The sequence below is a fragment of the Paenibacillus stellifer genome (assembly GCF_000758685.1).
Classification (GTDB): Bacteria; Bacillota; Bacilli; order Paenibacillales; family Paenibacillaceae; genus Paenibacillus_AQ; species Paenibacillus_AQ stellifer.
This window is the reverse complement of record NZ_CP009286.1, coordinates 3,614,168-3,640,264: the sequence shown is the minus strand read 5'-3', so window position 1 is coordinate 3,640,264 and position 26,097 is coordinate 3,614,168. Positions and strand designations below refer to the sequence as shown.

The window sequence follows — 26,097 nt, the reverse complement described above, 5'->3', positions numbered from 1 at the left end:
ATCTCTTTTGGAAAAAGTGGATATTTTCAAGGACATTGCCGAACGTACCGGCGGGGACATCTATCTGGGAGTCGTCGGCGCGGTCCGCACAGGTAAATCAACGTTTATCAAACGCTTTATGGAAACGATCGTCCTGCCCAACATTACGAGCGAGGCGGACCGCGTCCGCGCAGTGGATGAGCTGCCTCAAAGCGCAGCCGGCAAGACGATCATGACCACGGAACCCAAATTTGTTCCTAACAACGCGGTGCAGATCAAGGTGGCAGAGGGTCTGGAAGTGAATGTCCGGCTCGTCGACTGTGTCGGGTATGCGGTTGAGGGAGCGAAGGGATATGAGGATGAGAACGGTCCCCGGATGATCTCCACTCCGTGGTTCGAGGAGCCGATTCCGTTCCAGGAAGCGGCCGAGATCGGCACGCGCAAGGTAATCCAGGAGCATTCGACGCTTGGCGTTGTCGTCACGACCGACGGCAGCGTTGCGGAAATTCCGCGCGGCTCGTATGTTGAATCGGAAGAACGGGTTGTTGCGGAGCTGAAGGAAGTCGGCAAGCCCTTCGTCCTGGTAATCAACTCCACGCATCCCAAAGCCGAGGAGACTCAGTCGCTGCGCAGCGAACTGGCAGCCAAATATGATATACCGGTAATGACGCTCAGCGCGGCTACCATGAGCGAGGATGACGTAACCGGCGTGCTGCGCGAAGTGCTCTATGAATTCCCGGTTCATGAAGTGAATGTGAATCTGCCGAGCTGGGTCATGGTGCTTCCGGAGAATCACTGGCTGCGGAGCAGCTATGAGAATTCGGTCCGTGATACGGTCAAGGATATCCGCCGCCTGCGTGATGTCGACCGGCTCGTCTCCCAGTTCACCGAGTACGATTTCATCGACAGAGCGGGACTTAGCGGCATGAACATGGGCCAGGGCGTCGCCGAGATCGATCTGTTCGCTCCGGAAGAGCTGTATGACCGGGTGCTGATGGAAGTCGTAGGCGTCGAGATCCGGGGCAAGGACCACCTGCTTCAACTGATGCAGGAATTCGCACATGCCAAGCGGGAATACGACCGGTTCTCCGAAGCGCTGGAGATGGTCAAGACGACCGGTTACGGCATCGCTGCACCGTCCCTGGCTGAGATGGCGCTCGACGAACCGGAGCTGATCCGGCAGGGAACGCGTTTCGGTGTACGCCTGAAGGCGACGGCTCCTTCGATCCATATGATCCGCGTCGATGTCGAATCGGAGTTCTCGCCGATCATCGGCACCGAGAAGCAGAGTGAGGAGCTGGTCCGCTATTTGATGCAGGATTTCGAGAACGATCCGATCAAGATCTGGGAGTCGGATATATTCGGCCGCTCGCTGCACAGCATCGTCCGGGAAGGCATCCAGGGCAAAATCGCAATGATGCCCGACAACGCGCGCTACAAGCTGCAGGAGACGCTGGGACGCATCATCAACGAGGGCTCCGGCGGACTGATCGCCATCATTCTCTAAAGTATAGCCACTGTCATATAAAAGTGTGACGAAAACGGGGTCCAGCGACCCCGTTTATTGGCATGAGCGGAAAGGGCTCCCGGTTAAAATCCGTCTGACCGCCCGTCTGTTGGTCTGTCCGGTTCAGGAAGATTAGGACGGGCGAGGGAATCATTTCAGCTTGTTTTTTTCAGAACGCTTGAAATTATGGAGAGCCTGTATTACTATAAATTTGTTGCGCATCCGGGTATGGATGCGGTCCACGCTCCACAAAACGCAATAATCACGTATATTTTACGCTGAAACGGAAACAGTGAACAATATCGGAGAATTAGCCAGGGAGGTGAGAAGAAATGAATAAATCTGATTTGATCAACCAAGTGACGGAAGCAACCGAACTTCCCAAGAAGGATGTAACCAAAGCTGTGGACGCCGTATTCGAAGCAATTACGGAAGCTCTTCAGAACGGGGACAAAGTGCAGCTGGTCGGATTTGGAAACTTCGAAGTGCGCGAGCGTTCAGCACGCAAAGGCCGCAATCCGCAGACCGGTGAAGAAATCGAAATTCCTTCGAGCAAGGTTCCGGCATTCAAACCGGGCAAAGCGCTTAAAGACGGAATTAAATAAGATTTCTACATATGTCTTCTATATTCCAGAACAACAACCATGCCGCCCTCTCAGGCGGCATTTGTTTTTACATTGCGATCATGCAGGTTTTTCCATAAGGAGGGTACAGGGATGAGCGAAAGCAGAAATGAGGGACTGCCCGATCCGTCGGACAGTGATTATATCGTTATCAAGGCGAAGGAGAATGGCGTTCAGGTTATGGGGCTTACACGAGGGCTGGACACCCGATTTCATCACACGGAGAAGCTGGACAAAGGCGAAGTATATATCGCCCAGTTTACCGATCACACCTCGGCAATGAAGATCCGCGGCAGAGCCGAGATTATGACGAAGCACGGCCAAATCGAGAGCGGGATCTGACCGGCAGGCATAGCCTGCTTTTTTTTAACATATAAGAGGATATAGGCCCGCGTCCAGGCACAGCGTCTGCGTAGGCAACACGGAAGGGGGAGTCGCGGTGAACCGTTCATGGTGGATCGGAGCAGCTCTTGTTGTTACAGCGGCTTCGGCTCTGCTGCTCCCCCGGATGGAGATTCTTCAGTCATCGCCCAAGGCTGCTTCCGGCACGGTGGAGACCTTCTCGCAGCGGACTGACAAGCTGGTGCTGGGGGAGGGCAATCTGGTGGATGCATTAGGAAGCATTTCCTTTCACCTGCCGATCGGGAGCGTGAGCTGGGAAGAGGGCGTACTATCCCTGGACTTGAAAGTAACCGACACTGCTGTTCGACCGGGGGATGTGTACGCCGACATGTCGAATGCGCTCTCTTTCGCCTTCCGGAACACCGAGAACGCCAATCAGGTCCTGTTGCGGATTATGGCCGAAGACCGCTGGATCGGCTCTTCGCGGCTTCTGCTGGCTGCCGATGCGAGGCGTTCGGAGCTGACTCCCGAACTGCTCGAGGAACTGGAGAACGCCGGAAATATCCCACTGCCACCTTCCTTGAAATCCGCACTGCGGATAAGCGAAACCAGCCTGTGGAAAAATCAGTTCATCGTTCCCTGAACCGGGTAATAGAAGTAGTGTAAGGCTGGATGAGACAATACCGGGCCGTGCGCGGCCTCTTAACATATGCTATAATAGTCAAGATTGTGAACAATCGATCGGTCAATATTAATTTGGGCTCGGAGGCTGAAATGAAACCGTACCGCATACCGCAACTGGCTAAATCTTATACGGACTACGACATGATCCGGCGGCATACGGAACTGCCGCCGCTTTCGGACGCCCGCGGATCTTTACTCTACACTTTTCTGAACCATGCCTCCCGCAGGCAGCCGGACGCTGAGCTGTACGCACTCGTAACCGCACTGGTGCAGCTCGGACTGGATACGCATGAGTCCGTTGACGAAGCCGGGTCCCGGAATGAGGAGGCCATGCGCTCCCGCCAGCTGAAGGTGCTGGCCGGCGATTTTTTCAGCAGCTGGTTCTATCGTCTGCTTGCAGGCGGCGGAGAAATCGGCATGGTTGGCTCTCTCAGCGCAGCCATCGCCAATTTCAACGTACTGAAGGCTCAGATGTATATCAAAGCCAAGGAACTGATGTTTACTGCCGAAGCCTACTTGCAGAGTGCGCTTCAGCTCAACATGAGCTTGTTCCTGTCTTTTACACCCTTGATTGATCAGACACTCGTGGAGCCTTGGCGCAGGCTGCTGGCGGAATTTACCCAGTGCGAGACTGTTGCCCTGGAACTGAAGCGGGGAGAATTGCCGGAACTGGGGCTTGAAGGCTATAGTTTTTGGCATCTGCTCGAATCGGGCACCGAGGAAGAAAGACGGCAGCTGCGGGAGCGGAAGCTGGAGAACAAAGACTGGAAGAAGCTGAAGATGAAGTATAAATGCGATTCCCTGCTTACCGACAAGCTGCATCAGGCGATTGATGCCATTCAAGAGGTGCTTAAGGAACTCAAGGATGAGATGCTGATCCGGGAGCTGCGGACTACGCTAGACCGCTTTCTTCTGCAGCATAAAATTTCGGGACTAGCCGCGGGGGAGGCCTAATCAACTGCATGAACAAGACGACAACGGCCGGCGGAAACGGAACGAAGCCGAAGGAGCAGTACGTTCATTCCGTATTCGAGAAGATCGCCGGCAAATATGACATTATGAACGATATTCTCAGCTTCCGGCGACATAAAGCCTGGAGGCGGTTCGCCATGGACAAGATGGGCGTACGCTGCGGAGATACGTCCGTCGATCTGTGCTGCGGCACCTGCGACTGGACGATTTCGCTTGCAGAGAAGAGCGGCACCGGGAGCGTTGTGGGCCTCGATTTCAGTGAAGGCATGCTGGAAGTAGGCCGCAAGAAGGTGAACGAGCATGGACTTTCGGATCGGGTTTCACTCGTCCAGGGCAACGCCATGAAGCTTCCCTTCGGAAATAATTCCTTCGACTACGCGACGATCGGCTTCGGCCTGCGCAATGTTCCGGACCCTGTTCAGGTGCTCCGCGAAATGCAGCGGGTGGTGAAGCCCGGAGGCATGGTGGTCTGTCTGGAGCTGTCCAAGCCTACTGTGCAGCCGTTTAAAGGCATTTATTATTTCTATCTTACACGTCTGCTGCCTATGATGGGCAAATTGTTCGCCAAGAGTTATCAGCAGTACAAGTGGCTTCCCGAATCGCTCGCGCTGTTCCCTGACCGGAAGGCGCTGGAGCAAATCTTCCGCGATACGGGACTCCAGAGCGTGGAATCCTATCCCTTGACCGGAGGCATCGCAGCTTTACATATTGGGATCAAGGAGAATCAGGATGTTTAAGAAAATCGGCATTTTTCTGCAAATGATCAAGTTCGAACATACAGTATTTGCCCTTCCCTTCGCATTTATGGGCGCGCTGCTCGGATCAAGCGTCGTAACCGGCGGGCTTCCGACATGGCGGGATATCGGGTGGATACTGGTGGCGATGTTCGGCGCGCGCAGTGCGGCGATGGGCCTTAACCGGCTGATCGACCGGGTGAGCGACGCCAAGAATCCCCGAACATCCGGAAGAGCTATCCCGGCAGGGCTGCTCAAAGCGGGTGAAGTGGTCATCTTTGTTGCTATTTCTTTCCTTTTGCTGTTCTGGGCCGCTTCGAAGCTGAACCCGCTCTCGGCCAAGCTGTTGCCGATCGCGGTCTTTTTGCTTGTCTTCTATTCCTTCACGAAACGCTTCACCTGGGCCTGTCACCTTATCCTCGGCTTGACCATAGCGCTTGCACCGCTCGGCGGCTGGGTCGCCGTAACCGGCAAGGTGGATATGACAGCCATGGTCTTCTATTTCACGATCGTCTTCTGGACGGCCGGATTTGACGTTATTTATTCCTGCCAGGACGTCGACTTCGACGTCAAGGAGGGCCTTTATTCCATCCCGGTCCGCTTCGGTGTGGCGGGGGCGCTTCGAATCGCGAAGGTGTTTCATTTCCTGACCGGCGTCGGATTTATTTCCCTGCTGTTCATGGCGCACTTAAGCTGGTGGTACATCGCAGGCATGATTATCGCTTATATCATTTTGTTCTATGAACACAACATCGTATCGCCGAGCGACCTGAGCCGCCTTCAAACTGCGTTCTTCACCATGAACGGCGTGCTGAGCATCGTGGTGTTCTCTTTTACCCTGATTGACTTGGTGGTGCAGACTTACAGATGAATATAACGAACTCCAAAGGCTTTGTCGTCGGAATAACGGGGGCCAGCGGAGCGGTGTACGGCGTTCGCCTTACCGAGAATCTGCTGTCGCTAGGTTTCCCCGTCCATCTGGTCATCAGCAATGCGGGCTGGCGGGTAATCAAGGAAGAGCTGGGCTGGGATGTAACCGACCGTGAGGGAGTCCTGAATCAGCGCTTCGGCGGCTTGCAGGGGACTCTAGAGTATCATCCGATTGCGGACATTGGCGCCTCTATCGCGAGCGGCTCGTTCCGGACGCATGGCATGATCATCATGCCGTGCTCCATGGGCACGCTCTCGGCGGTGGCGAACGGCTCGTCGGACAATCTCATGACCCGGGCGGCGGATGTGATGCTCAAGGAAGGACGCCCGCTAGTACTCGTTCCCCGCGAGACGCCGCTGCATGCCATCCATTTGGAAAATATGCTGAAACTGTCCCGGCTGGGCGTGCGGATGATTCCGGCCATGCCAGCTTTTTATTTCGGGCCGCAGAGTCTGGAGGACATGGTCGACTTCATGGTCGGCAAGGTGCTGGACAGCTTCGGGATCGATCACGCATTATTCCGCAGATGGGGAGAGTGACATCATGAAGAACGAAGAACCTGCCGTTATTGGCAAAATCAGCTATACCAACTCCTGGCCGGTGTATCATCACTTTAATCCTTCGGCGCTTCCTTTCCCGGCTACGCTGGTGAGCGAAGTGCCTTCACGTCTCAACAGGGGGATGGCGGAGGGTGAAATCCATGTCGGGGCGCTCTCCTCCTTCGCCTATGCGGAAGCGAGCGACCGGCTGCTGCTGCTGCCGGACCTGTCCGTCAGCTCGGATGGGCCTGTTCGCTCGATCTTTCTCTTTTCAAAAGGAACGCTGGAGGAAGCTGCATCGGGCACGGTAGCCGTGACGAATACGTCCGCCACCTCGGTCAACCTGCTTAAGATCCTGCTTGAAAAGGCAGTGGGCGGAAGACCGCAGTATGTTGCCGCAGAGCCCGATCTGGAGCAAATGATGAAGACCGCGGACGCCTGCCTGCTGATCGGGGATCATGCCATTAGGGCCGGTTGGAGCAACTCCCGCTACCGGGTGACGGATCTCGGGGAGCTGTGGAAATCGTGGACGGGCTGCGGAATGACCTTCGCCGTGTGGGCGGCCAGCCGGCGGGCTGCGGAGCAAGAACCGGAACGAATCCAGCGCATAAATGAAGCTTTTGCCGCGAGCAAGCGAAAGGGACTTGGCGATCTGGAGCCCATCGCAATGGACGCTGTGGCGAAGATCGGGGGAAGCGAAGGCTACTGGTACGGTTATTTCCGCAATTTGTGTTATGATTTTGGGGAAAGGCAGCAGGAAGGACTGAATCTCTATTTCCGCTATGCCCATGAGCTGGGACTGCTGCCGCAGCAAGTGAAAATGGAGTTCTGGAACGACAATCTGCTGACACGGGTGAAGAAATGAAACGACTGCAAATGTTCGGTCTGCTGAACCGGGATATGGAAGCGCTGGAGAAGGAGCTGTACCGTAGCGTTCAGGGAGATGACGCGCTTCTTGAGGAGACATCGCTGCATCTCTTGAAGGCAGGCGGCAAACGGCTTCGCCCTGTCTTCGTGCTGATGGGCGGCAAATTCGGCCGCTACGACCTTGACAAGCTGAAGCGGGTCGCCATTCCGCTTGAGCTGATTCACAGCGCGTCGCTGGTCCACGACGACGTCATCGACGACGCTGACACACGGCGCGGCGAGCCGACTGTCAAAGCCAAATGGGGAGACAAAATCGCCATGTACACCGGCGATTATATCTATGCCAAGGCGCTGGGTATCACCGCCGAGCTGCCGAATCCCCGGATCCACCAGATTCTGTCGAAGGCGATGGTCGAAATGTCTGTCGGCGAAATGGAGCAGATCCGCGATTTCTTTAACAGCGAGCAGAGCGTCCGCCATTATTTGCGGCGCATCCGCCGCAAGACGGCGCTCCTGATCGCCATCAGCTGCCAGCTCGGCGCCCTTGCCGCCGAAGCGCCCACGGAGGCGGCGCGGCTGCTGTACAGCTATGGCTACAACGTAGGCATGGCCTTCCAGATCCGCGATGATCTGCTCGACCTCTCGGGAACCGAGAAGCAGATCGGGAAGCCGCCGGGGAGTGATATGCGCCAAGGCAACATCACACTTCCGGTGATCTACACCCTGCAGGACAGCCGGCTTCGTTCGCAGCTTCTGGAGGAACTGGAACTGATCCGTTCGGGCCGCGCCACTGTGGGCCGCGCCATCGATCTGATCCTTTCCGGAGAAGGGATTTCCCGGTCAGAAGAACTGGCCTCCCGTTATATCAACAAGGCGCTGCATGTGCTCGATCAGCTTCCAAGCAACCGAACCAAAGGGAATTTGCGCGAGATTGCTTATTTTGTGACAGGGAGAGCTTATTGAAAAGCGGTTTCATTCCGATATTAGAAGTTAACAGCCGCCAGTGTTTTTGATAAAATATCGAAAAAAGACCATCATCGCATTTGGAAATGGAGAGTGCTAACCATGGAAAAGACGTTTTTGATGATCAAACCTGACGGCGTGCAGCGTGGATTGATCGGCCGTATCGTAGCCCGTTTGGAGGACAAGGGCTTCAAGCTTGTCGCTGCCAAACTGACATTGGTCACCGAGGAGCAAGCCAAACGGCACTATGCCGAGCATGAAGGCAAGGATTTCTTTCCGGGACTTATCTCTTTTATTACGTCAGGTCCTGTGTTCGCCATGGTTTGGGAAGCCGATGATGTCATTGCTTTGTCCCGTCTGCTGATCGGAAAGACCAAGGTAGGCGAAGCGCTGCCCGGTACGATCCGCGGCGATTTTGCCAGCCATACGCCTCTCAACCTGATTCACGGATCGGATTCACCCGAGAGCGCAGAAAGAGAAATCGCGAACTTCTTCGCTCCCGGCGAACTGAATGATTACAACAAAGCTATTGCGGCCTGGACCTGAACCGGGTCATTAATTACGGGGAATTATTTACGGGGGTAGATCATAATGTTGCCTGAACGCGAACTGACAGCGGCGGACCCGGATTACATCGGATTTATTCAAAGTGTCAACAAAAGCACGGGCATAGACCTGTCGCAGTACAAGGAAGCCCAGATGAAGCGGCGGCTTACAACGCTCCGCACGAAGAACGGATACCGCACCTTCGCGGACTTCTACTCCGCCATGATGAAGGACAAAGAGCTGTTCTACGAGTTCCTGGACCGGATGACAATTAACGTCTCCGAGTTCTGGCGCAACCCCAACCGGTGGGAAGTGCTGCGCGATGTAATCCTTCCGGAGCTTCTGACCCGCAGCAAGCGGCTTAAGCTGTGGAGCGCGGCCTGTTCGACCGGCGAAGAGCCTTACACGCTCGCTACTATACTGGCAGACAAAAAAATCCTCGCGGACTGCAGCATCGTGGCAAGCGACATTGACGACGGAGCGCTGGCGAAGGCCAAGCAGGGATTGTACCTGGAGCGTTCGCTTAAGGATGTCCCGCGGGATGTCGTGTCCCGGTATTTCACACCGCAGGGCGCCATGTACGAGATCAGCGATACGTTCAAGAAGAATATTGATTTCCGCAAGCAGAACCTGCTGCTGGACAAGTTTGACACCGGCTTTGATCTCATTATCTGCCGGAACGTTATGATCTACTTCACCGAAGAAGCGAAGGATAAGCTGTATCACAAATTTTCGGCCAGTCTCCGCCCGGGCGGATATTTGTTCGTCGGCAGCACGGAGCAGATTTTTACACCGGGCAAGTACGGATTCGAATCGACGGAGACTTTCTTCTACCGCAAAAAATAAGCTTCGGCCAGAACCAGCCTGATGCTTGATGCGGGTGTGGAGGTGGAGAGGTATACTTTCGTTCTTTGGCAGAGATACTAGTCATAGAATCGAGTTTAAAGGCGAAAGGTTGTACCCCATGGACAAAGTCAAGGTCTTCGACGCATACCGGCGCGGCTATATAACCGTCAAGGAATGCGGTCAAATTCTCGGTGTCGAGGAAGCTCAGCTGCTGCAGCTGCTTCGGCAGGAGGAAGCAAGGAACCCGTACAAGCTGCATGACCGGGTGATCGGTAGCTGAGGGCGATGCCCGCCTTCACTTCTGGCCGGATGCTTATAGATCGAGTATGCAGGCCGCCACACGCCGCCCCGCTCCGTAACCGGAGTTTCGGGCGGCGTTTGTCGTTCAGGAACATGAGGTCGGCCTGCTCTTCGCATTCTTGTCAAAATGGATTTCCCTATACTATAATGAGCAAAGGTCATTACGGATTTTAGCAGTTTACAGTTTGAAAGCGCGAAGGGGGAACGCAGCATGAGTTTACGTTATTTAACGGCAGGGGAGACGCACGGTCCCCAGCTGACGGCGATAATCGAAGGTCTGCCAAGCAATCTTACTTTGAATTTTGAGGAACTGAATTTTCAGCTTCAGCGGCGGCAGAAGGGATACGGCCGGGGCCGCCGGATGCAGATCGAGAAGGATACAGCGCAAATTGTCGGCGGTGTCCGCCACGGGAAGACGACTGGCGCTCCCGTAGCGCTTGTTGTGAAGAACAACGACTGGACCCACTGGCGTAATATTATGAATATCGAGCCGATTCCCGGTTCGGACGAAGAGAAGCGTCGCGTGAATCGGCCGCGTCCCGGCCATGCGGATCTGAACGGCGGCCTGAAATACAATCAGACGGATTTGCGCAATGTGCTGGAGCGTTCCAGCGCCCGCGAAACGGCTGCGCGTGTAGCCTGCGGCGCTGTGGCGCGTCAGTTCCTTGAAGCGTTCGGCGTGAAGATCGCCGGTCAGGTCATCCGGATCGGTGAGATCGAGGCTCCTGTCAGCGATTTGCCGATTGACGAGCTGATTGCCCGTACGGAGGAGTCTTCCGTCCGCGTAACGGACAAGGAAACCGAGAAGAAGATGGAAGCCTACATTGACCAGATCAAGGAAGAAGGCGATTCCATCGGAGGAATCGTGGAATGCATCGCGGTCGGACTGCCGGTCGGGCTCGGCACCTATGTGCAGTATGACCGCAAGCTGGACAGCGCCATTGCCGGAGCGGTCATGTCGATCAACGCGTTCAAGGGCGTTGAAATCGGCATCGGCTTTGAGGCGGGAACCCTGCGCGGCTCCCAGGTCCATGACGAGATCCTGTACGATCCGGCCCGGGGCTACCACCGGGGCAGCAACCGGCTCGGCGGCTTCGAAGGCGGCATGACGAACGGCATGCCCGTTGTGGTCCGCGGCGTCATGAAGCCGATTCCGACGCTGTACAAACCGCTGCAGAGCGTGGACATCGATACGAAGGAGCCGTTCACGGCTCAGGTCGAGCGTTCCGACGCCTGTGCGGTCCCTGCCGCATGTGTGGTCATGGAGAACGTGGTCGCCTGGGAATTGGCCAAGGCGTTCCTGGACAAGTTCGGCGGAGATTCCATGGAAGAAATCCGGGCCAATTACAACAATTACCTGGCCCAAGTGGAGAGCTATTAATATGCGGAGAATTCAGGTATCGCTCGGTGAGCGCTCGTATCCGATCGTGATCGGCTCCGGTCTGCTGGACGGAATCGCTGAATTATGCGGGGAGGCCGGATTTCCGGTCCGAAGTTCGCTGCTTGTGGTCAGCGACAACTCGGTGGCTCCGCTGTATTTGGACGGACTGACAGCCAAGCTGGAAGAAGGCGGCTACAAGGTTGTTACCCATATCATCCCGGCCGGGGAAGCCTCGAAATCGCTGACCGTCTATGAGGAGGTCATGACGACCGCTATCAAGGCCGGACTGGATCGCCATTCCGCCGTGCTGGCGCTCGGCGGCGGGGTTGTCGGAGATTTGGCTGGCTTTGTCGCCGCGACCTATATGCGCGGCATCGGCTTCCTGCAGATTCCGACGACGATTCTGGCGCATGACAGCAGCGTAGGCGGCAAAGTGGCGGTGAACCATCCCCTTGCCAAGAACATGATCGGAGCGTTCTATCAGCCCAAGATGGTCGTTTACGACCTTGATACGCTGGCGACGCTTCCGCCGCGTGATGTGCGTTCGGGGCTGGCGGAGGTCATCAAGCATGGTCTCATTCTGGACCGCGAGTTCGCCTACTGGTGCCGCGAGCATGCGGCTGAGCTGCTGTCACTTCAGCCGGAAGCGCTGGGCTATGCCTTGGAACGCGGGTGCGCGATCAAAGCGGATGTGGTCGGCGAAGACGAGCGGGAGCACGGACTCCGCGCGATTCTGAATCTGGGCCACACGATCGGACATGCGATCGAGGCGGTCGGCGGCTATGGCACGTTCCTGCATGGGGAAGCCATCTCCATCGGAATGGCGGGCTCCGCGCTCGTGGCGGCCAAGCTGGGCCGTCCGCAGTCGCTCTACGAGGAGACGGTGTCGATGCTGACGGCTCTGGAGCTTCCAGTAACGCTGCCCGCACAGTACAGTGTGGATGATATCATTGAAGCCATGATGCATGACAAGAAATTCAAGGAAGGCCGGATTACATTTATCGTGCCGGATGAGATCGGTGCCGTGAGTATTGTTGAAGGCGTCGAGGAATCCGTTATCAGAGAGGTTGTCGGCCAGCTGAAGAAGGAGGGAAGCCCATGGTGAACCGGGGCATCCGCGGCGCGACGACAGTCACCCGCAACGATGGAGAGGAAATTCTTCGCGAGACCGTACTGCTGCTGCGAGAAATGGTGGAACGCAACGACCTGGTTGCCGAAGACATCTGCAGCGTATGGATCACAATGACGACAGATCTGGATGCGGCTTTTCCGGCCAAGGCGATTCGGGAGATCGAGGGCTGGGAGCTTGTTCCCTTGATGTGCGCCATTGAAATTCCGGTCAAAGGCAGCCTGCCGAAATGCATCCGGCTGATGGTCCAGGTCAATACCGAGAAGAGCCAGAAGGAGATCCGCCACGTCTATTTGAACGAGGCGCAGCGTCTTCGTCCCGACTTGACGGAAAGCAAATAACAGAGTTCCGGCTTGAGTGCGGAACCTGCCCTCCTGAAATAATGGGGTTGTAAAAGAGCATAGCTATCATGTATAGTGATATCAGACGAGTGAAGCAGAGTTTAGAACAGTTTAGATGAGCTGAGAAGAGACGAGTATTTGGGAATTGGAACGGATGATCCGTGAGGGGATCTCCGCGCTTAGAATGTGGACACAGGTTCGCAGGGCGCGGAGGATGCTGCTTAATCCTTTTGCGCGTATTTTTCGAGTATATGCCATCATCCCCGCTCTTTTATACGCTTGCCTAACTAAACCTCTACTTCGGTAGAGGTTTTTCTGCATTTAGAGCCGTTTATGATTTCAGATTCCAAGGAGGAACGACAAATGACCAGTCCCAGCGTAGAGCAAGTGGTGTCCCTCGCCAGGCAGTACAATCTGATTCCCGTGGTCAAGCGAGTGCTGGCCGATATGGAGACGCCGATCCGGATCTTTCAGCGCTTCGCCAACCGCCGCAACGCCTTTCTGCTGGAAAGCGTGGAGGGGGGAATCCAGTGGGCACGCTACTCATTCATCGGAAGCGATCCGTTTCTGCTGATATCCGGTAAAAAAGGGGTTATCAACATCGAAATCGGCGGAGAGAAGAAGCAGTTGAAAGGCAAGCCGATCGAAGAGCTCAAGACGCTGCTCCGCTCTTATCGGAGCCCGAAGCTTCAGGATATGCCGCCGTTCACAGGTGGGGCGATCGGATTCTTCGGTTACGATCTGCTGCAATATTATGAGAAGCTGCCGGCGCATGCCAGCGACGATCTGAAGATGGACGACATCCGCTTCATGTTCTGCGACCGGATCATCGTGTTCGATCATGTGAAACAGCAAATACTGCTGGTTGGCAACCTTCATATCAAGGACGGCGACAGCGACGATGACATCCGTGCGAATTATGCCAAGCTGAACGACAATCTGGAAGCGCTGGCCGATGAGCTTCACAAGGATGGACCGAGGGAGAATATGAACCGGCACAGCATCCCGCAGGACATCGATCTCGGCGACATCCACTCCAATCTGTCGAAAGAGCAGTTTATCAGCAACGTCGAGCAAGCCAAGGAGTACATCCGGGCGGGCGATATTTTCCAGGTGGTGCTCTCCCAGCGCTTCCATATCAACACCGAAGTATCACCGCTGCATGTGTACCGGATGCTTCGCACGCTGAATCCGTCACCTTATATGTATTATCTGAAAATGGATGAGGAGATCATCGTCGGCACATCGCCGGAAGCACTGGTCAAGGTAGACGGCAGCGAGGTCAAGACTCGCCCAATCGCCGGAACGCGGCCTCGCGGCGTGAACGAGCAGCAGGACCGCGAGCTTGCCGAAGAGCTTCTGGCCGACGAGAAGGAAAGAGCCGAGCATCTGATGCTCGTCGACCTTGGGCGCAATGACCTGGGCCGGGTCTCCGAGTTCGGCACAGTTAAATGCGACACGTTCATGGAGATCGAGAAATACTCCCATGTTATGCATCTGGTATCCAACGTATCCGGCAAGCTGCGCCAGGATAAAGATTTCTTCGATGCCTTTCTCTCCTGTCTGCCGGCCGGCACCGTCTCGGGAGCGCCGAAGCTTCGCGCCATGGAGATTATCGCCGAGCTGGAGCGGGAAGCGAGAGGCGCCTATGCCGGAGCAATCGGCTACTTAGGATTCTCGGGCAATATGGATTCCTGTATCACAATCCGGACGATCATCTTCCGCAAAGGTAGGGCATATGTGCAGGCGGGAGCAGGCATCGTATGGGACTCGGTACCGGAGAAGGAATATGACGAGACGGTCAACAAGGCGAAGGCCATGCTGAAAGCGATCCGGATGGCTGAAGCCATGTTCCCGCAGGAGAAGAACGCCGGCGGCAGCATCAATCAGGATTACTTGTACGAATATACACCGTAAGGAACTGGCCTTAACGGACGTTAGTGCGGGTTGAACGGGGTAATAATCCAAAATCGGGGGGAGAAGACTCAGATGGACAGCAGCGCGAATCAGTTGGTCCAGTCCGGAATAGCCGGACTGATCGAAGGCAAGGATTTAACACGGGAGCAGGCGCGTGATATTATGGGCGTCATCATGGAAGGGGCCGCCACCCAGGCACAGATCGGTTCGCTCCTTACCGCTTTGCGGATCAAGGGCGAGACGGTGGAGGAGATCACCGGCTTCGCGGAGGCGATGCGGGGCTTCAGCATGCATGTGGCGGCCGAGAACGCCCAACTGCTTGATACATGCGGAACAGGCGGATCGGGGATTCATAAATTGAATATCTCCACCATCTCGGCGATCATCGCGGCGGCGGCTTCCGTACGTGTCGCCAAGCACGGCAACCGTTCCGCATCGGGACGGACCGGCAGCGCCGACGTGCTGGAAGCGCTCGGCGTTAACATTTCGCTGGATGCGGAGCAGGCGAAACGCTGCCTGGACGATATCGGCATCTGCTTCCTGTTCGCGCAGCTGTACCATCCGTCCATGAAGCATGCAGCGGCCCCGCGCCGGGAGCTTGGCGTCCGGACCGTATTCAATATGCTCGGTCCGCTGACGAACCCCGCCGGCGCTGACAGGCAGCTGCTCGGGATCTATGACCGGAGCAAGACGGAGACCGTCGCCACGGTGCTGAAGGAGCTCGGCTCCAAGCGGGCTCTCGTCGTTAGCAGCAATGAGGGCTTGGATGAAATCAGCATCTCAGGTCCGACTCAGGTGTCGGAGCTGCGTGACGGCGAAGTCACAACCTATGAAATCACCCCTCATGATCTCGGACTTCCCTGCCATCCGCTTGAGGATGTTCTGGGCGGCGGACCGGAAGAGAACGCGGCCATTATTCGTTCCGTTCTCGCCGGAGATAAGACTCCGTACCGGGATATTGTGCTTGCCAATGCAGGCGCCTGCATTTATGTAGCAGGGCTTGTGGACAGTCTGGCGGACGGTGTCCGGAAGGCCGCCGAGACGATCGATTCGGGCGCTGCAGCCCGCAAACTGGAACAGCTAATAGCGGTAACGGAGGAGCTTAAACATGTATCTCGATAAAATTGTGGCAACCAAGATCAAGGAAGTGGAAGAGCTTAGCAGAACCTTCTCCATAGCGGAGGCTGAGAAGGGGATCGCAGAGCTCCCGGCAACCCGGGGGTTCCGGCAGGCGCTTACAGCGAAGCGGAAGCGGGAGATCGGACTGATCGCGGAGGTGAAGAAGGCTTCGCCTTCCAAAGGGCTGATCCGGGAGGACTTTCATCCAGTGGAAATCGCCAAGGCTTATGAAGAAGGCGGGGCCGACTGCCTGTCTGTCTTGACAGATACCCCTTATTTTCAGGGGAGCGGTGATTATCTCCGGCAGGTGCGGGAGGCGGTGAGCCTTCCGCTGCTCCGCAAGGACTTCATCATTGACGAGAAGCAGATTTACGAAGCCCGTCTGCTGGGTGCAGACGCCGTGCTGCTGATCGCAGCCATCCTGACTCCGGCCGTGCTCTCATCCTTCGCGGACACCGCTGCATCCTTGGGGCTTGATGTGCTGCTGGAGGTTCACGTCAGCACGGAGCTCGAACGGATTCTGGAGACCGGGACCGCAGAGAAGCCCCATGTGCTGCTCGGGGTCAACAACCGGAATCTGCATACATTCGAGACTTCGCTCAGCGCAACTGCGGAGCTTGCGAAGCTGGCCCCTGCAGGTGTGCCGCTCATCAGCGAGAGCGGAATCGCCGGGCCGGAGGATATTTCGTTCCTGAAGACAGCGGGAGCGTCAGGCGTGCTTGTCGGCGAGTTCTTCATGCGCCAGAATGACGTGCGTCAAGCGGTAGACAATCTGCTCGGCCCGGTTCCCGGGCGCGCAGGGAGCCGCAGCCATGACTGAAGCGCAGGTAAAAATCTGTGGACTTCAGGACGTTGAAGTGCTAAAATCTATGTTACGATTGCCGGTGGATTATATCGGGCTGGTCTTTGCACCGAGCCGTCGGCAGATTACGGCTGAACGCGCCTCCGAGCTGGTCTCCCTGCTGAAGGACTGGGGAACCGGCAAGCCGCCTCTCGCCGCAGGAGTGTTCGTGAATCCCGACCTGGAAGAGCTGGGCGACGTGCTATCGCGCGTACCTCTCGGCGTCATTCAACTGCATGGCAGTGAATCGCCCGCCTTCTGCCAGGAGGTCAAGACCGCATTTCCCGACGTACAGGTATGGAAGGCGCTGCCGGTAAGCGCAGATGGAGAAGAGAAGCATGGCGGTCCGATGGAGAGCTATGCCGGGACGGTGGACGCGGTGCTGCTAGATACGTACGACCCCGCACAAGCGGGAGGCTCCGGACGGACCTTCGCCTGGAACCAGGTTCCGGCATACCGGAAACGGGCGCAGGAGATAGGCGTGCCGCTCTTCGTGGCAGGCGGACTGACCCCGGACAATGTCGGAGAGCTGCTTGCGGATTATGGCCCTGACGGCGTTGATGTATCCAGCGGAGTGGAGACCGAAGGAATGAAGGATATTGCCAAAATTACGGCTTTTATAGAAAGGGTGAAGCAATCATGATACAAGTGCCTGACGTGAATGGACGTTTCGGGCCTTTCGGCGGACGCTTCGTTCCCGAAACCCTTATGAATGCATTGATTGAACTGGAGGAAGCATACGCGAAATTCTCTGCCGATCCGGAATTTCAGCAGCAGGTCGCATACTTGCTCAAGCAGTACTCCGGACGTGAAACGCCGCTGTATTACGCCGAACGTCTTAGCGCGCATCTTGGGGGAGCCAAGATTTATCTGAAGCGCGAGGATCTGAATCATACCGGTGCCCACAAAATCAACAATGCGATCGGACAGGCGATCCTGGCGAAAATGATGGGCAAGAAGAAGGTCATTGCCGAGACCGGAGCAGGCCAGCATGGCGTCGCGACAGCTACTGTCGCCGCGCTGCTCGGGATGGAATGCAAGGTATTCATGGGCGAGGAAGATACGCGCCGCCAGCAGCTCAATGTCTTCCGCATGAAGCTGCTCGGCGCTGAAGTCGTATCGGTCACTTCCGGATCGCGAACCTTGAAAGATGCGGGCAACGAAGCGCTCCGCTACTGGGTCAGCAACGTGGAAGACACTTTCTACATCCTTGGTTCAGCGGTAGGTCCGCATCCGTATCCGATGATGGTCCGCAACTTCCAGCGCATCATCGGCGACGAGACCCGCCGTCAGATTCAGGAAGCCGAAGGCCGTCTGCCGGATCTGCTTGTTGCTGCCGTCGGCGGCGGCAGCAACGCCATCGGGATGTTCTACCCGTTCCTGGAGGACGAAGCGGTAGGCATGATCGGCGTTGAGGCTGCAGGTAAGGGTGTCGACACCCCGTTCCATGCCGCAACCATGAGCAAAGGCAGCCACGGCGTCTTTCAGGGCTCCATGAGCTATCTGCTGCAAGACCAGTACGGACAGGTCATCGAGGCTCATTCCATCTCGGCCGGTCTGGATTATCCGGGCGTTGGTCCGGAGCATTCCTATCTCAAGGATATCGAGCGGGTTCAATATGTGCCGATTACCGACCAGGAGGCGCTGGACGCCCTCAAGCTGCTCTGTGTGACGGAAGGCATCATTCCGGCTCTTGAATCCGCGCATGCCGTCGCCCAGGTTGCGAAGATCGCCCCTACGCTGGCCAAGGATAGCATCGTCGTGATCTGTCTGTCCGGCCGGGGCGACAAGGACGTTGAATCGATCATGGCCTACACGGAAGGGGAAGGTTTGAAATGACGACTGAAACGACGAACCGCATGGATCTGGCGTTCCGAAGCCTGAAGGAGCAGGGCAAAACGGCGCTGATTCCGTTTCTGACGATAGGTGATCCCGATCTCGAGACGAGCCTTGCCATTATTGCAGAGCTTGAAGCCGCCGGCGCCGATATGGTAGAACTCGGTGTGCCTTATTCTGATCCATTGGCAGACGGACCGGTCATTCAGCGCGCTTCCGCCCGGGCACTGCGCGGCAATATCCATTTGCGGACCTGCATGGAGGCAGCGCGCAGAGCCCGCGAGTCGGGAAGCCAGCTTCCCTTTATCCTCTTCACCTACTACAATCCCGTACTGCAGTTGGGACTTGATACTTTCTTCGCTGAGCTGAACGATCATGAGATCAGCGGTTTGATCATCCCGGACCTTCCGGTCGAGGAGTCGGAGGATCTGCGACGCCGCAGCCGCGAGGCCGGAATCAATCTGATTCCGCTCGTCGCACCGACATCCAGCGAGCGGATCGCGAAGATTGTGGATGGCGCAAGCGGATTCGTCTACTGCGTGTCTTCACTGGGCGTGACTGGAGAGCGGGCGTCCTTCCATCAGGATGTGGACCGGTTTATCGAATCGGTCCGTCAGGCGACCGATCTGCCGGTAGCTGTCGGATTCGGCATCTCGACGCCGGAGCAGGTTGCCCGGTTCGCGGGAATTTGTGACGGCGTCGTGGTGGGCAGCGCCATTGTCCGCAAAATCGAAGAGGTGATCTTCCTGCTTCAGGATCCGACGAAGCGCGGCGACGGGCTGTTGCAAATCCGGGATTTTGTGGCACAATTAAGACCGTAATCATTGAAACATTGACATCAGGATGATCAATTCCGAAGGAAAGAGGACCGTTCATGAACCCGAAACCGCATATTGTAGACCTTCCGGTATACAAGCCGGGCAAGCCCATTGAAGAAGTGAAGAAGGAATATGGGCTTGAGAAGGTCATCAAGCTAGCCTCTAACGAGAACCCGTACGGCTCTTCTCCAAGCGCCAAAGCCGCCATTATGGCCGAGCTGGACAATCTGTATCTGTATCCCGACGGCTCCTCCGTGGATCTCACTGCCGCCCTGGCTTCACATCTGGGCGTCAAGAGCGAGAACATCATCTTCGGCTGCGGCTCCGATGAGATTATCGCGCTGATCGCCCGCGCGTTCCTGATGCCCGGCGACGAGAGCATTATGGCGGACCAGACCTTCTCCGTGTACAAGAGCAATGCGGACATCGAAGGAGCGGTCAGTATCGAGGTGCCGCTTCTGAACGGGACGCATGATCTGGCCGCCATGCTGGCCGCCGTCTCGGACAAGACGAAGGTCATCTGGATATGCAACCCGAACAACCCGACGGGAACCTTCGTTCCTGAACCGGAGCTGAGATCGTTCCTGGACGCGGTTCCCGGGCAGGTAATGGTTGTGCTGGACGAAGCCTATTTCGAATATGCGACCGATTTGTCTTATCCGGACGGCATCAAGCTGCTGGACCGGTATCCTAATCTGGTTGTGCTTCGTACATTCTCCAAGATTTACGGACTGGCAGCACTGCGTATCGGATACGGAATCGGAAATCCCGGAATCATCAGACTGATCAATCAGGTGCGCGAGCCGTTCAATACATCCCGCATCGCTCAGGCAGCAGCGCTTGCATCATTGGGAGACCAGGAATATGTGCAGGAGTGCCGAAAGCTTAACGCAGGCGGCAGATTACAGCTTCAGGCCGAGTTTCAGCGTCTGGAATTGATCCATTTCCCCTCGCAAGGCAATTTCATCATGGTGGATGTGCGCGTTCCGGCCACGGAGATTTTCGAGAGCCTGCTGCGCAAAGGCGTGATCGTCAGAGCCGGACACCGGCTGTATCCGACATGGATACGGGTTACCGTAGGTTCCCGGGAACAGAATAAGGCCTTTATCGCAGCGCTCGAGGCCGCGCTGATAGAGCAGGGAGTCCGGGTTTAGCCGGACCCCTGCAAGCACTTTACAGAAGGCGAGATGTTGGAACGACATGACGACTAAAATTTCTATATTCGGCGTCGGGCTGATCGGCGGTTCCCTGGCGCTCTGCTTCAAGGGCAAGCCGGGAATAACCGTCGTCGGACATGCCCACAGGCCGGAATCGGCCGACAAATATGTGAGCAGAGGCGTGGTGGACAGTGCGACGCTGTCCTTTGAGGAAGCCGCGCTGGATTCGGACTTTATCTTTTTATGCGTACCGGTAGGAATGCTGGAAGGATACATGGAACGCCTGAGCAGGCTTCCATTGAAGAAGGGCTGCATCATTACGGATGTGGGCAGCACGAAGGGGAGTATTGCAGACTGCGCGCAGGCGCTAGATCTGCAGGACGTACACTTCATCGGCGGACATCCCATGGCCGGGTCGGAGCGTTCCGGCGTGGAAGCGGCCTCGTCGCTTCTGTTCGAGAATGCGTATTACGTGCTCACTCCGCCTCCCGGCGTGTCCGAGGAGGCTTACGAAGCGCTTAAGGCGCTGCTGGTACATACGAAAGCCCAGATCGTCCGGCTGGACCCCCACAGGCATGATGAAATCGTGGGAGCCATCAGCCATCTTCCCCATATTATCGCCGTTGCTCTGGTGAACCAGGTTCACGGATATGACAGCGAAGATTCGCTGTACAGCACGCTTGCCGCCGGGGGATTCCGCGACATTACACGGATCGCTTCCAGCGAGCCTGTGATTTGGCGGGATATTCTACTGAACAACCGTTCTGTAATGCTTCAGCTGTTGAAGGACTGGAACGAGGAAGTGTCGGAATTCGTGAGCATGCTGGAAACCGGAGACGGAGAGGCGATCGAGAAGGCTTTTGAGGAAGCAAGCGGATTCCGCAACCGGCTCCCGGAGCGCCGCAAGGGAATGATCACACCTCTGTTCGACCTGCATATCGACGTTCCCGATCACCCAGGCATCATCGGCCGGATTGCGACGGAACTGGGCGACCAGGGCATCAATCTCAGCAATGTGCAGATTATCGAGAGCCGCGAGGATGTGCCGGGAATAATGCGGCTGTCCTTCCGTCAGGAGAGCGATATGGAGCGGGCCAAGGAGCTGCTGCAGCGGCGTGATTATACGGTGTATGTGTAAGACAACATATGTGTAAGTCAGCAAATGAAGCCGGGCGGATGCCCGGCTTTTTTAACTGTTGAGTGAAGTGCGGGCGCGATGCCTGTGGGATTACATCTCCCATGTATAGAGCATCTTAGATCTGGTCCCCAGCCAAACGAGTTGCGATCACGGCCCAAAGGACAAAAAAAAAGACCGCTTTCAGAAAGCGGCCCTTGCTCATTTAGAGCAACAGTTTTGGATAGGAGTGGAGAGAAACCATACTGTACTTTTATTATATGTATCCGTTTACAATTTGTCAACGCTTTCAAGGAAAAAAACTCAAAAAAAATTTCTGCTTATTACTTATCATGCCTATGAACGGAAGAATTGGATGATTCAAGTAGAGATTTTCTTTATCGGAATATATCCTAGGGACCGAAGAACGGGTTGTTTCTCTAGACGGAACGGGCTTTTATTCGGAGAAAAAGTCGGAAAGAGTCGCCTATTCCTGGCGCCTGAACTCTATTAATGTCTTTGCCTACCGAATTGTGGTACAATAGGAAAGGTATTTTTACAGAGTTTAAGATTATTCATGTGCATTTCAGAATCTAAACATCTGTTCCGATGAATATACATAGAAACCGAATGTGTGAAATCGCAACCCATTATTTTCAGAAATAGCCGCAACCTTTGGAACCCGGCAGGGTATATATAGACATCAGCCGGGAAATGACGTGCGATGGCGAGGAGGACCACACCCACCATGACGGATTCCCAATTGATCCAGCTTATTAAGCAAGGCGATACCGAACTGTATTCCGAACTTATGCGCAGATATCAGCGCAAGATATTGGCTTTCGTATATCATATGTTGAAGAATTCCCAGATGGAGCTGATCGCGGAGGATCTCTGCTCCGAGACTTTCTACAAAGCTTTCCGAAGTCTCCATTCCTTCCGCGAAGTCGATGCTTCTTTCTCAACTTGGCTGTATACGATCGCCCGCAACACCGTACTCAGCGAGCTGCGCAAGAACAGAACTGGCAGCGTATCTCTTGAAGAAAGCGGATATACGCCTGTGGCACCTATGGAAGTGGCCCCGGAGCAGGCTGTTCTGCGCAACGAGAGAATGAATCTGGTCCGCAAAGCGATCAACAATCTGCCTGAGAAGCAGAGATCGGCGTTGATCTTGCGTGAATATGACCAGATGGACTACCAGGAGATCGCCACGATTCTGGACCAGAGCGTAAGTTCGGTCAAATCGCTGCTCTTCCGCGCACGAAGCAGTGTGAAGCTGCAGCTTGAGTCTTACTTCTACGAGCCTGCCTACGAGGAGCGGGCAGAGAGGATGAACAATTAATGAATTGTAGAGAAGCGCAGAGACTGATACCGCTTCTTGAAGATTTTCCGAAAGGATCTCCGGAAGTGGAAGCTTTCATGCGGCATGTCTCTGGCTGTTCCTATTGTACGGCGGAATGGGAGTTATGGCAGGAGAGCAGTCGGCTGATCCGTGAGATGAAGACAGCAGTCAGCGATGAGCGGGCCGAGGCGATCAATGCCAGGGTTATGGAACGGATTTACCTGGAGAGCCCTTGGCTGATGCCCGGTGACGGCAAATCGCCGGGACGGCCTGGCATTTTCCGCAGACGCATCAGTATGTGGATAGCCTGCTTTCTGGCGGTATTCTTGTGTAGCTTCCTCTATTTTGCAATATTCCAGACACCGGACAATACATCCATGGCACAGACCGGGATTGTACCTACCGGAGTCGCCGGTTCGCCGGGAAACTGGGAATCAGTCTATCCGGTGTCATCGGGTGCGACAGAAATTATCGAGCCGCTGGTCGTCAGCATGGACCCGACACATCCTCAATACTGGATGATTCTGTCCAGTCTGGGCGTTTGTCTGTCCATTGTATCGCTGACCCGGCTTAATCGTTACCGCAGGCATTGAAAGAGCTCTCCTTGGCCCAAGGAAGAGCTCTTTGCTGTTCATTTGGGTTCATCCATGATAAAGTTAGTTAAAAAATAGGGGAAGGGATGGGAGTTCTCATGTTGATTGGCTTGATACGCCATGGACAGACCGATTGGAATGTCGTTGGCCGCATTCAGGGACAAAGCGATATTCCGCTGAACGCCGAAGGCCGGAGACAGGCTCATATGCTGGCAGACCGGCTTCTGGAGGAGCATTACCGCTGGGACTGCTGCATTACAAGCGGACTGTCGCGCGCTCAGGAGACCGGCGAGATCATTGCGGCGAAGCTCGGCATCCCCCTTCTTGAGCCTGACAGCCGCATACGCGAGCGTGCCTATGGTCAGGTCGAAGGGCTTACGGCCGCAGAACGCGAGTCCAAATGGGGCAAGGAGTGGAATCTTCTGGACCTTGGGCAGGAGAAGGATCACGAGCTTCAAGCCCGCGCCCTGGCCTTTATGGAGGATCTGTCAGCCAATAATCCGGAGAAGAGCATTCTCGTGGTTTCCCACGGCGGATTTCTGGCGCAGCTGTACACAGCTCTGTACAAAGACAAATATACCGAACGCATTGGCAACCTTTCCCTGACCATATTGGAAAAGAAGGAAAAAGACTGGAATCCTCTGCTGTACAACTGTACCCGCCATATTCTGCAAAACCAGCCGTAACCCGAAAAAATTCGGGTTATTTTTTTTGCGGAAACTGGAATAAAAAAAGCCAGCATTCCCATAATGGTATTAAAACAGCGAGGCGATGTAGATGAATCTGGCGGATATGCTGAGCTATGCGGACATGAGCCAGCTTACGGCCATTGCGGGCCGGTACCAGTGTGAATGCAGGCCGAACTCGAAGCGGGATCTGATTCAGACGCTGCTCCACACGCTGGGCAGCAGGGACTTTATGGACGACCAAATCAGAGATTGCTCGCTTTCGGATTTACGGTTTTTGAACACTCTCCTGTTTGATGAAAGAGGTTATCTGGCGTTGGAGGATTTACTGGCCGCTGCCCGGGCCGCGGCTTTCGAGACGCCTGATTCGCGCGGCGGCAGTTATCGCGATACCGTGAACCGCTTCAAGAACGGCGGCTGGCTCTTTAACGGAACATCCCAACAGACGAGGTATTTGTTCCGGGTTCCCGGAGATCTCAAGGAAAGATTTCGCGATGCCTTGGCGATCCGAATCCGGGAAGGGCTGCATGAATGCGGCGAGCCCGAAATGTACCGGGAAGAGAGCGGTCTTGTGGCTGCTGATCTCCTGACACTGCTTCGTTTCGTCATGGAGAACGAGCCCGAGATCAGCACGGAAGGCTCTATGTACAAGAGAAGCCAGCAGCAGCTCATGAACGCGCTGCACATCCCCGAACCGCTGCTGTCCAAAGGCGGCTGGCGGTTCGGCTACGGCAGAGCATGCGAGTTTTATCCGCCCCGGCTGGCGCTCCTGTACGATTATGCCAGACACCGCCGCTGGATCGCCGAAGAGGGGCCGCGGCTCCGGCTGACGCCCGGCGGCTGTCTTGTTCTGGAAGAAGCAAAAGCTGAATCCATGTTGCAGATTTTCTCCTTTTGGTTAAGACTTTATAAAGGTGCTATTCCAAATCTTACATCGCTCGTCTATTGGGTCGGCGTTGCTGCGGGAGAATGGGTGACCGTAGAGTCGCTGAACGCCTCGCTGGGCTGGCTGATCAAGCCGTTCTATTACGACGATGCGAGTTCGATCATGGAGAAGCGAATCCTTCGTATGATGCTGCATCTGGGCATGCTTAGAGCGGGGGAGACGGCAGCGGGAGCCGCCGTTAAAATGACGGCATGGGGGCTGGAGAAGGCGGTAGTCAACAAACCGGTCCTGATTTAGCCGTACCATGCGGCATGTATCCCTTGCACTCCATAAGCCCGCCTGAATGTCAAAAGGAGGGGGATTACTTGCGGATTGCGTATGGAGCCTACATACCTCAGCTTCATCCATCCGTCTTTACGGCCGCAGGAGCGAAGATCATAGGCGACGTCAAGGTTGGCGCCGGCTCGACCATATGGTTCAACACCTTGCTTAAGGGGAAATATCGCTCCAGTTGTCATCGGCGAACGCTGCAATATTCAGGATGAAGCCGCCGGTCATGCAGGCGACGGACTTCCGCTGATATCAGTATCCTGACGCGGGATAATTATCCACGGCAGCCGTTATAGGCAGAGGCTCATTCATAGGAATGGGCGCCATAGTGTTGAACGGTGCGACGGTTGGTGAATATGCTTTAATAGGAGCCGGTTCCGTTGTAACCGAGAACAAGGTGATTCCCCCATACACCTTTCCCTCGAAACCCCTGCCATATTCATACGGGAACTGATGGAACAGGATCTGGAGCGGATGGCCCGGACTTCGGCCAGCTACGTTGAGCTTGGGAAAACATATGCAGAAACATTAACAGCGGAGGTGTATTCGAATGGACAAAATGAAGGCAACCTATGAAGTGATGTTAGGGCTCGCGGCAGAAATGGTGTGGGACGAAGCGCTGCGCAAGCGCCGGTGCGACATCTTGTACCGGGAGATTGACACGGCGCTGGCCATGGGAGACGAAACGGCATTCCGGAATCTTACCGAGGAACTTAAAAGCCTGGCATAGGGGTCGAGAAGCGCGAAGGCGCTTACCTCCCGTTTAAAATAGGA

29 protein-coding genes and 1 pseudogene are annotated in these 26,097 nt (G+C 55.6%); all 30 read left to right on the top strand.

Features of this window, described 5'->3' with window-relative positions; all coding sequences use genetic code 11:
- Nucleotides 1-7 precede the first annotated feature (7 nt).
- The 30 genes and pseudogenes from spoIVA (at nucleotide 8) to PSTEL_RS16695 (ending at nucleotide 26,053) form a co-directional block, all read left to right on the top strand.
- The gene (gene spoIVA, locus PSTEL_RS16835) at nucleotides 8-1,486 is read left to right on the top strand and encodes a stage IV sporulation protein A (RefSeq protein WP_038697058.1); all 1,479 of its coding nucleotides are present in this window, start codon (nucleotides 8-10) and stop codon (nucleotides 1,484-1,486) included.
- 332 nt (nucleotides 1,487-1,818) lie between these two features.
- Entirely contained in the window at nucleotides 1,819-2,091 is a 273-nt protein-coding gene (locus PSTEL_RS16830; protein WP_038697055.1) for an HU family DNA-binding protein, read from the top strand.
- A gap of 111 nt (nucleotides 2,092-2,202) precedes the next feature.
- Entirely contained in the window at nucleotides 2,203-2,451 is a 249-nt protein-coding gene (gene mtrB, locus PSTEL_RS16825; protein WP_156995890.1) for a trp RNA-binding attenuation protein MtrB, read from the top strand.
- Between the two features lie 97 nt (nucleotides 2,452-2,548).
- Complete coding sequence (locus PSTEL_RS16820; RefSeq protein WP_038697052.1) at nucleotides 2,549-3,094, top strand: hypothetical protein; 546 nt, start codon at nucleotides 2,549-2,551, stop codon at nucleotides 3,092-3,094.
- A 131-nt stretch (nucleotides 3,095-3,225) separates the two neighbouring features.
- The gene (locus tag PSTEL_RS16815) at nucleotides 3,226-4,089 is read left to right on the top strand and encodes a heptaprenyl diphosphate synthase component 1 (RefSeq protein WP_038697050.1); all 864 of its coding nucleotides are present in this window, start codon (nucleotides 3,226-3,228) and stop codon (nucleotides 4,087-4,089) included.
- A gap of 8 nt (nucleotides 4,090-4,097) precedes the next feature.
- Nucleotides 4,098-4,844: a demethylmenaquinone methyltransferase gene (locus PSTEL_RS16810; protein ID WP_038697048.1), complete on the top strand. Its 747-nt coding sequence runs from the start codon at nucleotides 4,098-4,100 to the stop codon at nucleotides 4,842-4,844.
- Nucleotides 4,837-5,712 (top strand): UbiA-like polyprenyltransferase, encoded by an 876-nt coding sequence (locus PSTEL_RS16805; RefSeq protein WP_038697046.1) that lies wholly within the window; start codon nucleotides 4,837-4,839, stop codon nucleotides 5,710-5,712. Before PSTEL_RS16810 ends, PSTEL_RS16805 begins: the two co-directional genes overlap by 8 nt.
- Nucleotides 5,709-6,311, top strand: coding sequence for a UbiX family flavin prenyltransferase (locus tag PSTEL_RS16800; protein WP_038697044.1), 603 nt, complete (start codon nucleotides 5,709-5,711; stop codon nucleotides 6,309-6,311). The genes PSTEL_RS16805 and PSTEL_RS16800 overlap by 4 nt, the downstream gene beginning before the upstream one ends.
- A gap of 4 nt (nucleotides 6,312-6,315) precedes the next feature.
- On the top strand, nucleotides 6,316-7,176 hold the full coding sequence (locus PSTEL_RS16795; RefSeq protein WP_038697043.1) for a menaquinone biosynthetic enzyme MqnA/MqnD family protein: 861 nt from the start codon (nucleotides 6,316-6,318) through the stop codon (nucleotides 7,174-7,176).
- Nucleotides 7,173-8,141 carry a polyprenyl synthetase family protein gene (locus PSTEL_RS16790; protein ID WP_038697041.1) on the top strand — a complete coding sequence of 323 codons (969 nt, stop codon included), beginning with the start codon at nucleotides 7,173-7,175 and terminating at the stop codon, nucleotides 8,139-8,141. The genes PSTEL_RS16795 and PSTEL_RS16790 overlap by 4 nt, the downstream gene beginning before the upstream one ends.
- 102 nt (nucleotides 8,142-8,243) lie before the next feature.
- Entirely contained in the window at nucleotides 8,244-8,687 is a 444-nt protein-coding gene (gene ndk, locus PSTEL_RS16785; RefSeq protein ID WP_038697039.1) for a nucleoside-diphosphate kinase, read from the top strand.
- A 45-nt stretch (nucleotides 8,688-8,732) separates the two neighbouring features.
- Nucleotides 8,733-9,533 carry a CheR family methyltransferase gene (locus PSTEL_RS16780; RefSeq protein ID WP_156995889.1) on the top strand — a complete coding sequence of 267 codons (801 nt, stop codon included), beginning with the start codon at nucleotides 8,733-8,735 and terminating at the stop codon, nucleotides 9,531-9,533.
- A 118-nt stretch (nucleotides 9,534-9,651) separates the two neighbouring features.
- Nucleotides 9,652-9,813 (top strand): hypothetical protein, encoded by a 162-nt coding sequence (locus PSTEL_RS27990; protein ID WP_169744592.1) that lies wholly within the window; start codon nucleotides 9,652-9,654, stop codon nucleotides 9,811-9,813.
- Nucleotides 9,814-10,044: 231 nt separating this feature from the next.
- Nucleotides 10,045-11,214, top strand: a complete 1,170-nt coding sequence (aroC, locus tag PSTEL_RS16775) for a chorismate synthase (protein ID WP_038697037.1) — start codon at nucleotides 10,045-10,047, stop codon at nucleotides 11,212-11,214.
- Nucleotide 11,215: 1 nt separating this feature from the next.
- Nucleotides 11,216-12,319 (top strand): 3-dehydroquinate synthase, encoded by a 1,104-nt coding sequence (aroB, locus tag PSTEL_RS16770; RefSeq protein ID WP_038697035.1) that lies wholly within the window; start codon nucleotides 11,216-11,218, stop codon nucleotides 12,317-12,319.
- Nucleotides 12,313-12,684 (top strand): chorismate mutase, encoded by a 372-nt coding sequence (gene aroH / locus PSTEL_RS16765; protein ID WP_038697034.1) that lies wholly within the window; start codon nucleotides 12,313-12,315, stop codon nucleotides 12,682-12,684. Before aroB ends, aroH begins: the two co-directional genes overlap by 7 nt.
- A 363-nt stretch (nucleotides 12,685-13,047) precedes the next feature.
- Nucleotides 13,048-14,601, top strand: coding sequence for an anthranilate synthase component I (gene trpE, locus PSTEL_RS16760; RefSeq protein WP_038697032.1), 1,554 nt, complete (start codon nucleotides 13,048-13,050; stop codon nucleotides 14,599-14,601).
- A gap of 72 nt (nucleotides 14,602-14,673) precedes the next feature.
- The gene (gene trpD / locus PSTEL_RS16755; protein WP_038697031.1) at nucleotides 14,674-15,723 is read left to right on the top strand and encodes an anthranilate phosphoribosyltransferase; all 1,050 of its coding nucleotides are present in this window, start codon (nucleotides 14,674-14,676) and stop codon (nucleotides 15,721-15,723) included.
- Nucleotides 15,710-16,540: an indole-3-glycerol phosphate synthase TrpC gene (trpC, locus tag PSTEL_RS16750; RefSeq protein ID WP_038697029.1), complete on the top strand. Its 831-nt coding sequence runs from the start codon at nucleotides 15,710-15,712 to the stop codon at nucleotides 16,538-16,540. Before trpD ends, trpC begins: the two co-directional genes overlap by 14 nt.
- Nucleotides 16,533-17,204, top strand: coding sequence for a phosphoribosylanthranilate isomerase (locus tag PSTEL_RS16745; protein ID WP_038697026.1), 672 nt, complete (start codon nucleotides 16,533-16,535; stop codon nucleotides 17,202-17,204). The genes trpC and PSTEL_RS16745 overlap by 8 nt, the downstream gene beginning before the upstream one ends.
- Nucleotides 17,201-18,400 carry a tryptophan synthase subunit beta gene (trpB, locus tag PSTEL_RS16740; protein ID WP_038697024.1) on the top strand — a complete coding sequence of 400 codons (1,200 nt, stop codon included), beginning with the start codon at nucleotides 17,201-17,203 and terminating at the stop codon, nucleotides 18,398-18,400. The genes PSTEL_RS16745 and trpB overlap by 4 nt, the downstream gene beginning before the upstream one ends.
- A complete protein-coding gene (trpA, locus tag PSTEL_RS16735; RefSeq protein WP_038697022.1) occupies nucleotides 18,397-19,218 on the top strand; it encodes a tryptophan synthase subunit alpha in 822 nt (273 codons plus the stop codon). The genes trpB and trpA overlap by 4 nt, the downstream gene beginning before the upstream one ends.
- 53 nt (nucleotides 19,219-19,271) lie before the next feature.
- Nucleotides 19,272-20,369 carry a histidinol-phosphate transaminase gene (gene hisC, locus PSTEL_RS16730; protein ID WP_038697020.1) on the top strand — a complete coding sequence of 366 codons (1,098 nt, stop codon included), beginning with the start codon at nucleotides 19,272-19,274 and terminating at the stop codon, nucleotides 20,367-20,369.
- Nucleotides 20,370-20,415: 46 nt separating this feature from the next.
- Nucleotides 20,416-21,510, top strand: coding sequence for a prephenate dehydrogenase (locus PSTEL_RS16725; protein WP_038697018.1), 1,095 nt, complete (start codon nucleotides 20,416-20,418; stop codon nucleotides 21,508-21,510).
- Nucleotides 21,511-22,234: 724 nt separating this feature from the next.
- Nucleotides 22,235-22,828 (top strand): RNA polymerase sigma factor, encoded by a 594-nt coding sequence (locus PSTEL_RS16720; protein WP_038697016.1) that lies wholly within the window; start codon nucleotides 22,235-22,237, stop codon nucleotides 22,826-22,828.
- Nucleotides 22,828-23,421 (top strand): anti-sigma factor, encoded by a 594-nt coding sequence (locus tag PSTEL_RS16715; RefSeq protein WP_038697014.1) that lies wholly within the window; start codon nucleotides 22,828-22,830, stop codon nucleotides 23,419-23,421. The genes PSTEL_RS16720 and PSTEL_RS16715 overlap by 1 nt, the downstream gene beginning before the upstream one ends.
- A gap of 98 nt (nucleotides 23,422-23,519) precedes the next feature.
- Entirely contained in the window at nucleotides 23,520-24,107 is a 588-nt protein-coding gene (locus tag PSTEL_RS16710) for a histidine phosphatase family protein (RefSeq protein ID WP_038701125.1), read from the top strand.
- Between the two features lie 91 nt (nucleotides 24,108-24,198).
- The gene (locus PSTEL_RS16705; protein WP_038697012.1) at nucleotides 24,199-25,290 is read left to right on the top strand and encodes a hypothetical protein; all 1,092 of its coding nucleotides are present in this window, start codon (nucleotides 24,199-24,201) and stop codon (nucleotides 25,288-25,290) included.
- A gap of 68 nt (nucleotides 25,291-25,358) precedes the next feature.
- Nucleotides 25,359-25,899, top strand: a pseudogene (locus PSTEL_RS16700) (gamma carbonic anhydrase family protein).
- A complete protein-coding gene (locus PSTEL_RS16695) occupies nucleotides 25,874-26,053 on the top strand; it encodes an IDEAL domain-containing protein (RefSeq protein ID WP_038697011.1) in 180 nt (59 codons plus the stop codon). The pseudogene PSTEL_RS16700 and the gene PSTEL_RS16695 overlap by 26 nt, the downstream one beginning before the upstream one ends.
- The last annotated feature ends 44 nt before the right edge of the window (nucleotides 26,054-26,097 follow it).